Consider the following 12,344-nt stretch of genomic DNA (forward strand, 5'->3'; position numbering starts at 1 on the left):
TTGTCAGGACTAATCATCCGGACCGCTTGATACTGGGACCATGGCACAGAAAACCTCTCGGCCGCACGCCCCGCCGACCGTCTCCGTCAAGGGCCGCGACGTACGGATACGCACCATCGGGCTCGTGGTGCTGGCGGGGCTCGCGATCTGGTTCATCGCCGTGAACACCGAATCGGTCGGCATCCGGTTGTGGGTCACCACGGTCACCCTGCCGCTCTGGGCGGTCCTGACGGTCACCCTGCTGGTCGGGCTGATCATGGGCGGGATCCTGGCCCACCGCCGTGCGAAGCGCTGAGTCCCCGAACGGGCGAGCCGTCCGGATGGTCGTCGACGCGCCGGTCGGGCCCGGCGGCCGGAGTCAAGTGAGTGTCCGCACCGGCAGGGCGGTTGTGACCGAGCGCGTCGAGTGAGTCTTTCCGCGGTGGGAAGTCGGCCGCGCCTCAAGGGGTGAGGGACCGGCCGGTGGGCCGGTCAGTGGGGCTCGGAGAAGAGCGCGTCGAGTTCCGGGAAGGCCATGCCGTCGGCGAGGGAGGCGTAGTCGCCGGTGGCGAAGAGTTGTTGCGCGGCGCGACGGGCGGCAGCGTAGGCGACCTGTGCCACGCCCGGACCCAGACTGACGCGGGCTACACCGAGCGCGCCGAGTTCGCCAACGGTCGGGGCGCCGGCGCCCGCCATGACGTTCAGCGGTTCGGAGATGCCCCTGGCCAACGCCGAGATGGTGGCGGCGTCGGTGAGGCCGGGGACGAAGACGCCGTCGGCGCCCGCATCGACGTACATGCGCGCCCGGGTCAGGGTTTCCTCCAGTCGGGTGTCCGGGTCGCCGAGCCCGAACAGGAAGGTGTCGATTCGGGCGTTGAGGAACAGGTCCGCGCCTGCCCGGTCGGCGGTCTCCCGGGCCGTGGCCAGCCGTGTCGCGAGCTCGACCGGAGGACGGGTGCCGTCCTCGATATTGACGCCGACGACGCCCGCCGCGAGCACTCCGGAGACGGTCTCGGCAACGTCGGCCGCGTCCCTCCCGTACCCGCCCTCGATGTCGGCGGTGACCGGAACCGCGACGGCGGCGACAATCCGGCCGATCACCTTCAGCGCTCGGTCGCGGTCAAGGAGGTCGCCGTCCGGAGAACCCAGCGACCAGGCGACGCCGGCACTGGTCGTGGCGATCGCGGGGGCGCCCGCGGCCTCGATGACGCGCGCGCTCGCAACATCCCAGGCGTTGGCGAGCGCGAGGGGTGCGGACGGGGTGTGAAGGGAACGGAAGAGGTGGGCACGGTCCGGCTGCGTGATGGTCATGGGCGCAGTCAAACATCGACCGCCGCCCACCTTCTGGCGAGAACCCGACATCACGTCGATCTTGAGCCGGGCAGTGAGCCGGGCGGTCCGTGTCGTCGAGTCCGGCGCGCCTCACGAGTCCGACCAGCCGGCCAGGTTGCGGGATCGTCGTGTGCGGTCCGGCGACCTTCCCGTTGACGGTGACCCGCCGAGTCGACGGCGCCCCTGCGCACTCCGGAGCGAGACGGACCGTGGTCGACCGACAGGGCACTCATTCCTCCGGAGTACGTCCGCTCGACTGCTTGTGCACGCCGTGAACGAAACGGCTCCGGGTGCGGTGGGCGCGTGGTTGCACCGGCCGATTGTTCTCGGGGTGCGCCCCACACCGAATGGTGTCTAGGCTTGGTTCGGCGGTCCACGAGGCATGCCGGAGCGGTGCGGACGACACCCCGGCCAGGACGGCCACAGTCCCCGTCCTTCGAGGGGCGCCATCGACACCTCACGGACCTTCGCCTAGAGGGAAGAGGAATCGGTATGAGGTCACATCGCATCCGCACGAGCGCCGCAGCGATCACCGCTGTGGTGGCCCTCCCGCTCTCGCTCGGCGCGTTCGCCCCGCAGGCGTTCGCCGGTAACGCGGCATCCAGCACCCCGAGCCCGTTCGGCCCGGGATGCTCCGAGCTGCCGCACAGCGGCAAGGGCAGTGCCACCGGCATGTCCAGGGAACGCGTGGCCACGGCGGCGGCCAACAACCCGAAACTGACCAAGCTGGCACTCGCGTTGAAGGACGCCGGGCTCACCACCAAGCTCAATGATGCGAAGCACATCACGGTCTTCGCTCCCACGAACGCGGCCTTCGACAAGGTTTCCAAGACGCAGCTTGCCGGCCTGCTCAAGGACAAGCCGAAACTCAAGAAGGTCCTGACCTACCACGTCGTGGACAAGACCATCACCCCCAGCGAGCTTCCCAACGGCAGCTTCAAGACGCTGGAGGGCTCCAAGCTCAAGACCTCCGGGTCGGGCACGTCGTTCAAGGTCAACGACACCGCCAAGATCGTCTGCGGGGACATCAAGACGGCCAACGCCACCGTCTACCTCGTCGACGAGGTGCTCATGCCCCCGTCCTAGGACCAGCTCTGCTTCGGGCTTCGATCGGCCGGTGGCAGATGCAAGGTGTTCGGTCCCGCCTCCCGCTCCCAGGGAGGCGGGACCGCCGACCCGGGGCAGCCGAGACCGATGTCCCGGCGAAAGTGCCCGCAGGCCACCCTGGGAGCTGATTTGTGACGGTCTGCCGGCTCGACGATCCCGGAACGTGACAGGCACGGCTTCCGGGATCATGGAGTTCTCGGAGTCCCGCGGCCCAGGGCTATTCGCGACTGCGGAGGTGCTGCAGGCTATGGTGCACCGATCAGGGGCATGCGGGAGGAAACCGGCATGGAGGAGCTGCGAGGCAGCTACAGGGCGCACTTCGGGCTGGCGTTGGTGCTCTGCGGGGTCGACCTGTTGTGTATGGCCTCGACCTGGCTGCCCAGCGAATACAACATGCCCAAGTGGCTCGTACCGGGCTTGTTCGTCGCGGTGTTCCCGGTCTTCGCCGTCGCGCTCGTCCGCAGTTTCACCAGCGGGGCCGGGGCCCAGCTGATGGGCCCGAACAATGCCAACCGGTTCATTGGGTATGTCCTGTTGCTGCCACCCGCCCTCAAGCTCACCTACGCGTTCATCATCTGCCTGGCCGCGCTTGGCTTTCGGGCTCTCGCGAGTTCGCCGATTGCCTTGACGGTGGCGGTACACGGCAGGGCTTCGGCATGGCCACTCGATGTCCGTTTGTGATCACGTGAGGCCGAGGAGTGCGAGCGGGCGTTGTGGGTCGCGGGCGTTACGGCGGAGGGGGGTCTTGGCGACGCCGGTTCGTTTCAGGGCTCCGATGGCCAGGTTGCGCAAGACTCTTCTGGTTGCCCTCGACGGCCATGCTGTAGTGGGCCCGTCTGGCGGGGAGGTGCTCGGCGTGTTCGCGCTGGGTGCACAGGACGTCGACAACTCCGTGATCTTGGAAGCCATGCCTGTTCCGTTCCTGGCCCCCGCTGTCCAACGGACCGTCACGAACCGGACGTCACACGACTACGCCGAAGTCCTGCATCCGGCCGCGGCGCGCCCGTGCGCTGCGGTTCCAGGCCAGTGGGCGGACCGTGTAAGCAGTCGTTGTCCACCATCCAGGAACGGCCGCGAACAACTTCCTCGCTCGGGCTCTTCGCGAAGGTGGATAGGGGTCTCCTAGCGATTGCTATGCGTGATATCTGGCATTCACCTGGTGTGAAAGGTCGCGGCAGCTGGCGATGAAGTCGTTTGCGGCTTCAGGAGTGACCAGGGTAAGGGTGTGCGCTGCTCTGTCCCAGAGGTCTTTCAGCGACATGTAGACGGCCACCGCTTCAGGGTCAAGGCCCAGTCTGTGCAGGTGTTCCCAAGAAATGTCTCTCGGATCCCATCGAGCGCCGTCCGGAGGGTCGGGGATGCGGCGCTGATTCAGCGCGTGGGTGAGATCCTCTTGGAGGAAGTCCCAGCTGCGGATAACGGCCAGTGCAGGAGAACGGAGAGCCGTGAGTCTCGCGGACTCGTAAATGTCGAACCCCTGGTTGCCGTTCCGTGGAGGCGGAACTTGTGGACTCCCTTGTTCAGGGTTTGGTTCGCCAGATCCTTGAGAGGGCGGATGGTCGGAGGCAGGGTTGGAGGACAATCCTTCCGCGTTCTGTCGAACCTCCCGCGCGTCAGCCTCGAACTCGATCGCGCCTGCTGGTGTCTCCAACCTGGTCATGCGTGTGAATGCGTACTGAATGTGGGCGCGTAGGCCCCACACCAGGGTGACGGTGACCACAGGCCAGACCAGGGTCTTCACGTACTCCAGGACGAGTTCAGCTGTCTCCACGCGGCGAGACTGCCAGTCACGAAGCGGCCAGGCGTATAGACCGTTGCGCCTGTGACAGAGCTGAGACGTCGTCTGACCAGTGGGCGCGCGGTCGGCGCGCGGCGGGGCACGGATATTCTGGTTGAACTGCTGGTTTCGGGCCGGGCACTGCACGACGCATGGGAGCCCTCATGGCCAGTAAGGGCTTGCAGAAAGACAACACGCCGGTTTCGGGCGCCGGTTGAGCCACTGTGGTAGCAGGCGCCGACCTGCTGTGACGTCCCGTGCGGTAAGGGATGAGCTTCTCCAGGTTCGGTCGAGGCGAACCTCTGTGACCTGCGGGTCCAGCGGCCGGTATCACAACGAGAAGCTCCAGAAGCGGGGGTGCGGGGAAGACTGCAGTGCTTCCTCACATGTGCTCGCCCGACTGCGCCGCGACGTCGGTCTGGCACCGGTGATCAGCTGTGGTCTTCGACGCTGCTGTCGGTGATCGCTCGGAACAGCTCGCGAGCCCGCTCGCAGAACTGCTCGACCTCCGTGATGTCCGGCTCGTCACCGTCCGCCAGCATCCGGGCCTGGAGCTGCTCGGAGCGCAGCCCGCCGTAGCGGGCCCGCACCTCAGCGGTCACCGGCTGGACCACGATGTGCAGGTGCTTGCGCGCGTCGCGGCCGTGTGACCACATGCAGAGGTAGGTCTGCTCGGGACGGCACAACGTCTCCACGACACGAGCGGTATCGCGCAGCAAGGGGCCGAGTTCCGCCGCCGTGTCGTCGAGTTCCGCGATGGCCACGACGTGCTCTCGCGGACCGACGATCAAGGTGCCGAGATTCATCGGACCGACGACGTGGTTCACCACCCACGCAGCGGTCTCGTGCAGGACGCCCCCGGGCAACTCCCGGCGCCCGGCCAGCAGGTCACACCCAAGACACCCCGTCACATCCACGCGCACCAGCCTATACAGAGCCCGCAGCAATGATATCGACGGCCGACTTGGTTGATGAAACCGCCGGTTGGGCTGCGTACGAGATGAAGCTCCTGGTAGACGGGTTCACGACCAAGATCGCCCGTGCCGCCAGGAGCTTTGTGTGCTTGTCCACCCGTCTGCCCTCGACCTGTCCACCCGGCACTTGCGGTGCCTGGCCGACGGTCCCAGATATGTGAGCACCTGGGGTTCCGGATGTGCTCGGTGCAGGACGCGGAGAAGCTGACGGCATGGCTGGCCGTCAGCGTCGCGCACGCGGAAGGGAATCCGGACCGGGTGCGCGACGAACTGCTGAAGCACTGCCGTCAGGAGTGCGTCGAGCCGCCGGCGCCAGAGGCGTTCCGGACGCGGCTGCGGCCTCCTTGGACGGCTGGATATGGCGGCCCACAGCCAAGATCAGGCCAGCGAGCTCGAAGAGCTGTGAGGTCTGCTTCTCGTCCACCGCGCCAGCGCTGGACGATGCTCGTCCGGTCAGCCCAGCGATGCGCTCGCCGCACGCAGTTCGTCCAGGGCCGCCAGGGTGTACCCGGCGAGCTCGTCCTCGGCGCCACGGTCGCCCTCGGCCCATTCGGCGTACCCCCGTTTGAAAGCGAGGACGCCCAGCTCGCCCGCGAGAGCCGCAGTCGGATCGGGTACGCCGCGGGCTACCAGAGCGGTTGTCATCGCGGCCGCGAGGCTGACGGTCTTGAGGGTGTCGCGCTCTTGAAGCTCGGCGCTGGCGGCGACGGCCGCCTTCAGGCGAGGGGCGAGCTCGCGACTCCTCGGGCCCATCGCGGTCGAGGCGCGCTCGAGACCGGCAGCGACTGCCTCAAGCGGGCTGGCGTTACCGGGCGCGTCGGCGATCCCCTCGGTCAGCAGTCGACTCAGCGTCTCCTGCCCGGCGACCAGCAGCTCGCGCTTGTCGGGAAAGTGCCGGAAGAAGGTGCTCTTGGTGACCCCGGCACGCTCGGCGATCTGCGCGACCGTCGTGGCGTCGTACCCCTGCTCCGTGAACAGGTCGACCGCAGCCACGACGAGGCGTTCACGCGCACCTGGTTCCCATCGACCCATGGGTTCAGCATACGTGATGGGACTCTTGTCCCGTCACCTTGCTAGGGTGACGGGACAAGAGTCCCATCACTTCTGGGAGGGTTTCCATGCGCGTCTTTGTCACCGGCGGCACCGGCCTGATCGGTTCCGCCGTCGTCGCCGAACTCCTCGGCAACGGCCACACCGTCCTCGCGCTCGCCCGCTCCGACGCCTCCGCACAGGCCGCCGAGGCAGCCGGCGCCGAGCCGCTGCGGGGAGGCCTCGTCGATCTGGACGTCCTGCGCTCCGGCGCCGCCCAGGCCGACGGGGTGATCCACCTGGCCTTCGGCAACGACTTCAGCAGCCCCGAGGCCCTCGCCCAGAACGTCGCCGAGGAGACCGCCGCCCTCACCACCCTCGGCGAGGAACTCGTCGGCAGCGACCGCCCCTTGGTCACCGTCTCGGGTACGCCCTGGGTGCCGGGCCGTGCCTCCACCGAGGCCGACCCGGTGCCGACCGACGGGCCGGTCGGCGGCCGCAGTCGCACGGTCACGGCGGTCCTGGGCCTGGCCTCGCGCGGGGTCCGGAGCACGTCCGTACGCATGCCGCGCACGGTTCACAACGAGGGCACGGGCGGGTTCGCCGGTCTGCTGACCAACATCGCACGCCGGAGCAGGATCTCCGGCTATCCCGGTGACGGCACACAGCGCTGGCCCGCCGTCCACGCGCTCGACGCGGCCGTTCTCTTCCGGCTCGCCCTGGAGCAGGCGGAGGCCGGTACCGCCTGGCACGCCGTGGCCGACGAGGGGGACAAGGTACGGGACATCGCAGCCGTCATCGGCCGGCGGCTGGGCCTGCCGGTCGAGTCGGTGCCGGAGCAGAGCTACGGCCCGCTCGGCCCGATCTTCAAGGCCGACCAGCCCTCGTCCAGCACCCGCACCCGGCAGGTGCTCGGCTGGGAGTCGAAGCACCCCAGCCTTCTGGAGGACCTGGAGAACATCCAGCCCTGATCGGCGACCGACGATCGGGGCGGACCCGCTGTCGGCGCTCACGTTGACAGCGGAAAAAGCCTCACCTACGTCACTCGCGACCGACCGTCTCGCCGCAGCGACATCTCTACCTGCACATCCTGCGGTCAACGCGCTCCGGCGCCCGACTTGTTCCCCACACCATCGCCAACAACCAGGCCCGCCGGCGTCGGTCCGCCACCTGCGTGGCAGCGACACATCTCGCACTACCCGCGCCAATGCGGCAATTCATGTCCACAACAAGCAGGAGGTTCCATCATGGTGGCAGTTGTCTTCGGCGCTCGCGGTAACGTCGGTCGTCATGTGGCCGATGGCCTGCTGGTCGCCGGTGAGCAGGTCAGAGCAGTCAGCAGGACCCCAGCCGCGGGCTTGACGCCTGGGTGCGAAGCAGTCGTCGCCGACCTGGAGCGTCCCGAGACGCTGCCCGCAGCGCTCGACGGTGCCGACAAGGTGTTCCTGTACGGAATGCTCGACCCCCAGAAGCCCTACGACATCGAGAAGGTCGCTGCGGCGGCCGCAGCTGCGGGGATCCGGCAGGTGGTTCTGCTCTCGTCGGTGTCGGTCGTCCTGGACCCCGACGCCGACCACCCGGTCGCCCGCCTGAACCGCACGATCGAGCAGGCCGTCCAACGGTCCGGCATGGACTGGACGTTCCTCAGGCCGGGGACATTCGCGACCAACACCCGCACCTGGTGGGCCGAATCGATCCGCACTGACAACGTCGTCCGCCTCCCCTATCCGCTCGCACAGTCGGCACCGGTGCACGAGAAGGACATCGCGGCGCTGGCGGTGACCACCCTGACCGAACCGGGCCACTCGCACCAGGCCTACACGATCTACGGGGCCGAGTCCCTGACCCTGCAACGCCAGGTCGAGCACATCGGCGAGGCCATCGGCCGTCATATCCGGGTTGAACACATCTCCGACGAGCAGGCTCGCGCGGAAGTCGCCAGAACAATGCATCCGGTCGTGGCCGAGGCGATCGTGAGTCAGTGGGCCGCCGCCGACGGCGTCGTGGCCGTGACCTCCGTCATCGCCGAAAAGATCACCGGCGCTCCGGCGCACACCTACGCCCAGTGGGCCGTTGACCACGCCGACGACTTCCGCTGAGCTTGTCGTGCTGACCAGCCATACGGGGCCCGGTCTGCTCGGCACTCCGGTTTCCCCCGCCCTGGCCACAATGGTGGAACGCGCAGAACGGGGTTGACTGTGTCGGTCTTCGTACTGAGATACAAAGCCACGGCCGGCCGCGGGGACGGCCGTGTTGGCTACCGGAGCCTCCCGGGACCGTCCGAGTTCTGGGAGAGCTGGGTCTCGATGCGCTGAAGGTCGAGATGACCGTGGCGATCTCGTTGGCGTCGGTGACAGTGCCGTCGAGCAGGCGACTTCAGGCCTCCCGCAGCCGTCTCAGGTTTTCCAGGGCCTCCCGGACACCGGGCCCTCCGGAGTACAACGACCGCCCGGCACCAGTGCCGGGCGGTCAACGCCTTCCGCTGCTCCGGCTGCGGCACGCTGCCTGTCATCAAACGTTCGAATGACGACAGATACGACGGGCGTCCAATGGACCCGGAGTTTTCGGGGCGCGCATCCAATCAGATCCGATGGCGGATGATGACTGTGCTGCCTGTCTCTCCGGCTCCTGCGTGGGAGAAAAGTGGGAGAAGACCGGGAGACGATCATGACGCGCGGATGCGTGGAGATGCTGGAAAGCGCTGGATCGGAAAAGAAGTGGAGAGTGAATCAACCGGCGGACTCGCCCGCGTGCGGGCTCAGAACCCCGGCGCCGACCAGGATGAAGAGCAGAATGCCCAGAATGATCCGGTAGACCACGAAGGGCATGAAGCTCTTGGTCGTGATGAACCTCATGAACCAAGCGATGACGGCGTAGCCGACACCGAACGCGATCAGTGTGGCGAAGATGGTCGGCCCCCAGGACACATGTCCCTGGCCCGCGTCCTTCAGCTCGAAGACCCCCGAGGCCAGTACCGCCGGGATGGCCAGCAGGAAGGAGTAGCGGGCCGCCGCCTCGCGGGTGTAGCCCATCAGCAGACCGCCGCTGATGGTGGCGCCGGAGCGGGAGACACCCGGAATCAGCGCCATCGCCTGGCAGAAACCGAAGATGAGACCGTCCTTCACCCCGAGATCCTTGAGCGTCTTGCGCTCCTTGCTGGCCCGGTGCCTGCCGCCCGCCTCGTCGCGGGCGGCGAGACGGTCCGCGATGCCCAGGACGATGCCCATCACGACCAGCGTGGTGGCGATCAGCCGCAGATCCCGGAATGGGCCCTCGACCTGGTCCTTGAGGGTCACGCCGAGCACGCCGATGGGAATCGAGCCGACGATGACCAGCCAGCCCATCTGTGCGTCGTGGTCGCTCCGCATCGACCGGTCGACCAGCGAACGGAACCAGGCCGAGACGATCCGGACGATGTCCTTGCGGAAGTAGATGAGGACGGCCGCCTCCGTGCCGATCTGGGTGATGGCGGTGAACGCCGCACCCGGGTCGTGCCAGCCGGCGAACGCAGCGGTGAGCCGCAGATGCGCGCTGGAGGAGATCGGCAGGAACTCGGTCAGTCCCTGAACGAGGCCCAGGACGAACGATTCGAACCAGCTCATGGGGCTTTGGCCATCCCGGAGGTGATCGTGCATCGGCCGACGGCCGTGAGAGCCGTCGGCAGCGTGCGGACGAGGAGTCGAATGAGGGCAGGGCCGTGCCGCGCCCGGATATTTCGGTCGGTCGCGGGCAGGGTATCGCCCTCAGATGAACAGCATCACGTGTACCCCCGCGCCGCTGCACGCCCCCGTGCGTACCGGATCACTCGGCGGCGAGGCGGTGGCGCTTGCGCCAGGCGACGACGGCGGCGCCGACCCCCGTCAGCACGATGAACCCGGTCGCGGCCAGGAAGGCGGGCGACGTCGGTGACGAGGCCTCGCTGCCCGCGACGACATACGCGGCGGTGTTCGGGACCGAACCGAGCCCCGTGGCCACCAGGAAAGGCGGATACCTCATGCGTGAGACTGCCGCGCAGTAGTTGGCCGCCGCGAAGGGCACACCGGGAAACAGCCGCAGGGCCAGCATCGAGCGGAATCCGTGCCGGCTCAACTGGCCGTCCGCCGCCTTGAGCCAGCGCCCGCGCAGCAGCGTGCGGAGCGCGTCCTGCCCCAGTACCCGGCCCAGCGCGAACGAGATGCCCGCGCCGAGCACTGTGCCCGCCAGCGAGGCGGCCAGGCCCGCCTGCGAACCGAACAGCGCACCGGCGGCGAGGTTGAGCAGCGGCCGCGGCACGAAGGCCACGGTGCACACGCCGTACGCGACGGCGAACAGCACGATCGCGGTGGCGCCCCCGCTCAGCCGGGTGGGCCAGCCGGTGGCGAGCAGCCGTTGGGGGTCGAGGAGCAGCGTCGTCGCCGCGGCGCCCAGCAGCACCACCACGAGCAGTGAGAACCGGGACCAGGGCGAGAGCAGAGCCCTCGTACAGCGCACGGCGAGGCCGGTGGCGGGCCGGGCGGCGGGGACGGGGTCGAGCATGCGGGGAGACTAACCGACGCCCGCGTGTGATCGCCGTAACGCGAACGGTACGTACCGGACGGCCACCCGCGCCGACGCCGACGCCCTGGGGGCCACGCGGCGGGGGCGCCGGGGCGGAGGCCGAACTCCCTTGTCCGCCCGCGCCGTCCGCACGGGAAAACCATTCGACGTCACCATGTCCCTCGGCCATCATCGGAGCCATGTTCCGGTACGCCTTCCTCGCAGCGTCGTCCGCAGTCGCGGACGCGCCGAAGGCTGCCGTGAGCCCCGTCACCGCAGCGGCAGTCGTCGCAGCAGCGTTCGCCGTTGCCGCAGCGTCCATCGGCGGCGCCCGAAGCTGACCCTCCCCCGACAGTCCGGCGGACCCCGCAAGGGGAGGGTCGGCGGGGCCCTGGGGTCTTCTCACTCAGCTTCGAATTCCAAGGAATGAGCCATGCCCAAGACGGCATACGTGCGCACCAAGCCCCACCTCAACATCGGCACCATGGGCCACGTCGACCATGGCAAGACCACCCTGACCGCGGCCATCACCAAGGTCCTCAGCGACCGGGGAACCGGGACGTACGTCCCGTTCGACCGGATCGACCGGGCGCCGGAGGAGACGCAGCGCGGCATCACCATCAACATCGCGCACGTCGAGTACGAGACCGACACCCGGCACTACGCGCATGTCGACATGCCGGGGCATGCCGACTACATCAAGAACATGGTCACCGGCGCCGCCCAGCTCGACGGGGCGATCCTGGTCGTCTCCGCGCTCGACGGCATCATGCCGCAGACCGCCGAGCACGTACTGCTCGCCCGCCAAGTGGGCGTCGACCACATCGTCGTCGCCCTCAACAAGGCCGACGCGGGCGACCCGGAGCTGACCGACCTCGTCGAGCTGGAGGTCCGCGAGCTGCTCTCCGCGCACGGCTACGGCGGTGACTCCGCCCCCGTCATCCGGGTGTCGGGCCTCAAGGCCCTGGAGGGCGACCCGCGCTGGACCTCGGCCGTCGAGGCGCTGCTGGACGCCGTCGACACGTACGTGCCGATGCCGGTCCGCTACACGGACGCGCCGTTCCTGCTGTCGGTGGAGAACGTCCTGACCATCACCGGCCGGGGCACCGTCGTCACCGGGGCGGTCGAGCGCGGCACCGTGCGGGTCGGCGACCGGGTGTCGGTGCTGGGCCCGGACATCGAGACGGTCGTCACCGGTCTGGAGACCTTCGGGAAGCCGATGGAGTCCGCCGAGGCCGGCGACAACGTGGCCCTGCTGCTGCGCGGTGTGGAGCGCGACCGGGTCCGCCGCGGCCATGTGGTGGCGGCCCCCGGCAGCGTGACGCCGAGCCGACGCTTCACCGCGCAGGTGTACGTCCTGTCGGCGCGGGAGGGCGGTCGGACCACCCCGGTCACGACCGGCTACCGGCCGCAGTTCTACATCCGCACCGCGGACGTCGTCGGAGACGTCGACCTCGGCGCGGTGGCGGTGGCGCGACCCGGGGACACGGTCGACCTGACCGTCGAGCTGGGCCGTGACGTCCCGCTGGAGACCGGACTCGGATTCGCGATCCGCGAAGGCAGCCGCACCGTAGGCGCGGGCACCGTCACCGGACTGCTCTGAGGCGTCCCGCACCAGGGGCCCGCCTCCC

Annotated in this window: 13 protein-coding genes; 7 read left to right on the forward strand and 6 right to left on the reverse strand. The window is 68.5% G+C overall.

Going from position 1 to position 12,344, the window contains the following annotated elements:
* The first annotated feature begins 40 nt into the window (after positions 1-40).
* A complete protein-coding gene (locus ACIOHC_RS19975; RefSeq protein ID WP_365692139.1) occupies positions 41-295 on the forward strand; it encodes a LapA family protein in 255 nt (84 codons plus the stop codon).
* 176 nt (positions 296-471) lie between these two features.
* On the opposite strand, the gene ACIOHC_RS19980 is transcribed toward ACIOHC_RS19975, so the two are convergent.
* Positions 472-1,290 (reverse strand): isocitrate lyase/phosphoenolpyruvate mutase family protein, encoded by an 819-nt coding sequence (locus ACIOHC_RS19980; RefSeq protein WP_365692141.1) that lies wholly within the window; start codon positions 1,288-1,290, stop codon positions 472-474.
* A 513-nt stretch (positions 1,291-1,803) separates the two neighbouring features.
* On the opposite strand from ACIOHC_RS19980, the gene ACIOHC_RS19985 reads away from it, so the two are divergent.
* Both ACIOHC_RS19985 and ACIOHC_RS19990 read left to right on the forward strand, forming a co-directional pair.
* Positions 1,804-2,397, forward strand: a complete 594-nt coding sequence (locus ACIOHC_RS19985; protein WP_351085687.1) for a fasciclin domain-containing protein — start codon at positions 1,804-1,806, stop codon at positions 2,395-2,397.
* A gap of 306 nt (positions 2,398-2,703) precedes the next feature.
* On the forward strand, positions 2,704-3,099 hold the full coding sequence (locus tag ACIOHC_RS19990) for a hypothetical protein (RefSeq protein ID WP_401843345.1): 396 nt from the start codon (positions 2,704-2,706) through the stop codon (positions 3,097-3,099).
* A gap of 451 nt (positions 3,100-3,550) precedes the next feature.
* Here ACIOHC_RS19990 and ACIOHC_RS19995 read toward each other — a convergent pair whose 3' ends face one another.
* From ACIOHC_RS19995 to ACIOHC_RS20005, 3 genes are all read right to left on the reverse strand, one after another.
* Positions 3,551-4,189 carry a hypothetical protein gene (locus tag ACIOHC_RS19995; RefSeq protein WP_351085691.1) on the reverse strand — a complete coding sequence of 213 codons (639 nt, stop codon included), beginning with the start codon at positions 4,187-4,189 and terminating at the stop codon, positions 3,551-3,553.
* A 437-nt stretch (positions 4,190-4,626) separates the two neighbouring features.
* Positions 4,627-5,112 carry an HIT family protein gene (locus tag ACIOHC_RS20000; RefSeq protein ID WP_401843347.1) on the reverse strand — a complete coding sequence of 162 codons (486 nt, stop codon included), beginning with the start codon at positions 5,110-5,112 and terminating at the stop codon, positions 4,627-4,629.
* Between the two features lie 510 nt (positions 5,113-5,622).
* Complete coding sequence (locus ACIOHC_RS20005; RefSeq protein ID WP_351085695.1) at positions 5,623-6,201, reverse strand: TetR/AcrR family transcriptional regulator; 579 nt, start codon at positions 6,199-6,201, stop codon at positions 5,623-5,625.
* A gap of 86 nt (positions 6,202-6,287) precedes the next feature.
* Between ACIOHC_RS20005 and ACIOHC_RS20010 the strand changes: the two genes are divergently transcribed.
* The gene (locus ACIOHC_RS20010) at positions 6,288-7,169 is read left to right on the forward strand and encodes an SDR family oxidoreductase (RefSeq protein ID WP_365692147.1); all 882 of its coding nucleotides are present in this window, start codon (positions 6,288-6,290) and stop codon (positions 7,167-7,169) included.
* 276 nt (positions 7,170-7,445) lie between these two features.
* Entirely contained in the window at positions 7,446-8,297 is an 852-nt protein-coding gene (locus tag ACIOHC_RS20015) for an NAD(P)H-binding protein (RefSeq protein ID WP_351085699.1), read from the forward strand.
* 630 nt (positions 8,298-8,927) lie between these two features.
* On the opposite strand, the gene ACIOHC_RS20020 is transcribed toward ACIOHC_RS20015, so the two are convergent.
* Together ACIOHC_RS20020 and ACIOHC_RS20025 are read right to left on the reverse strand one after the other, a co-directional pair.
* Complete coding sequence (locus tag ACIOHC_RS20020; RefSeq protein WP_351085701.1) at positions 8,928-9,800, reverse strand: undecaprenyl-diphosphate phosphatase; 873 nt, start codon at positions 9,798-9,800, stop codon at positions 8,928-8,930.
* A 199-nt stretch (positions 9,801-9,999) separates the two neighbouring features.
* Positions 10,000-10,713, reverse strand: a complete 714-nt coding sequence (locus ACIOHC_RS20025) for a TVP38/TMEM64 family protein (protein WP_351085703.1) — start codon at positions 10,711-10,713, stop codon at positions 10,000-10,002.
* A 200-nt stretch (positions 10,714-10,913) separates the two neighbouring features.
* Between ACIOHC_RS20025 and ACIOHC_RS20030 the strand changes: the two genes are divergently transcribed.
* Together ACIOHC_RS20030 and tuf are read left to right on the forward strand one after the other, a co-directional pair.
* A complete protein-coding gene (locus tag ACIOHC_RS20030; RefSeq protein WP_365692148.1) occupies positions 10,914-11,054 on the forward strand; it encodes a hypothetical protein in 141 nt (46 codons plus the stop codon).
* A gap of 92 nt (positions 11,055-11,146) precedes the next feature.
* A complete protein-coding gene (gene tuf / locus ACIOHC_RS20035; RefSeq protein WP_401843350.1) occupies positions 11,147-12,316 on the forward strand; it encodes an elongation factor Tu in 1,170 nt (389 codons plus the stop codon).
* Positions 12,317-12,344: the final 28 nt, after the last annotated feature.

Source organism: Streptomyces sp. NPDC088252 (assembly GCF_044740965.1).
In the GTDB taxonomy this organism is placed as follows: Bacteria; Actinomycetota; Actinomycetes; order Streptomycetales; family Streptomycetaceae; genus Streptomyces.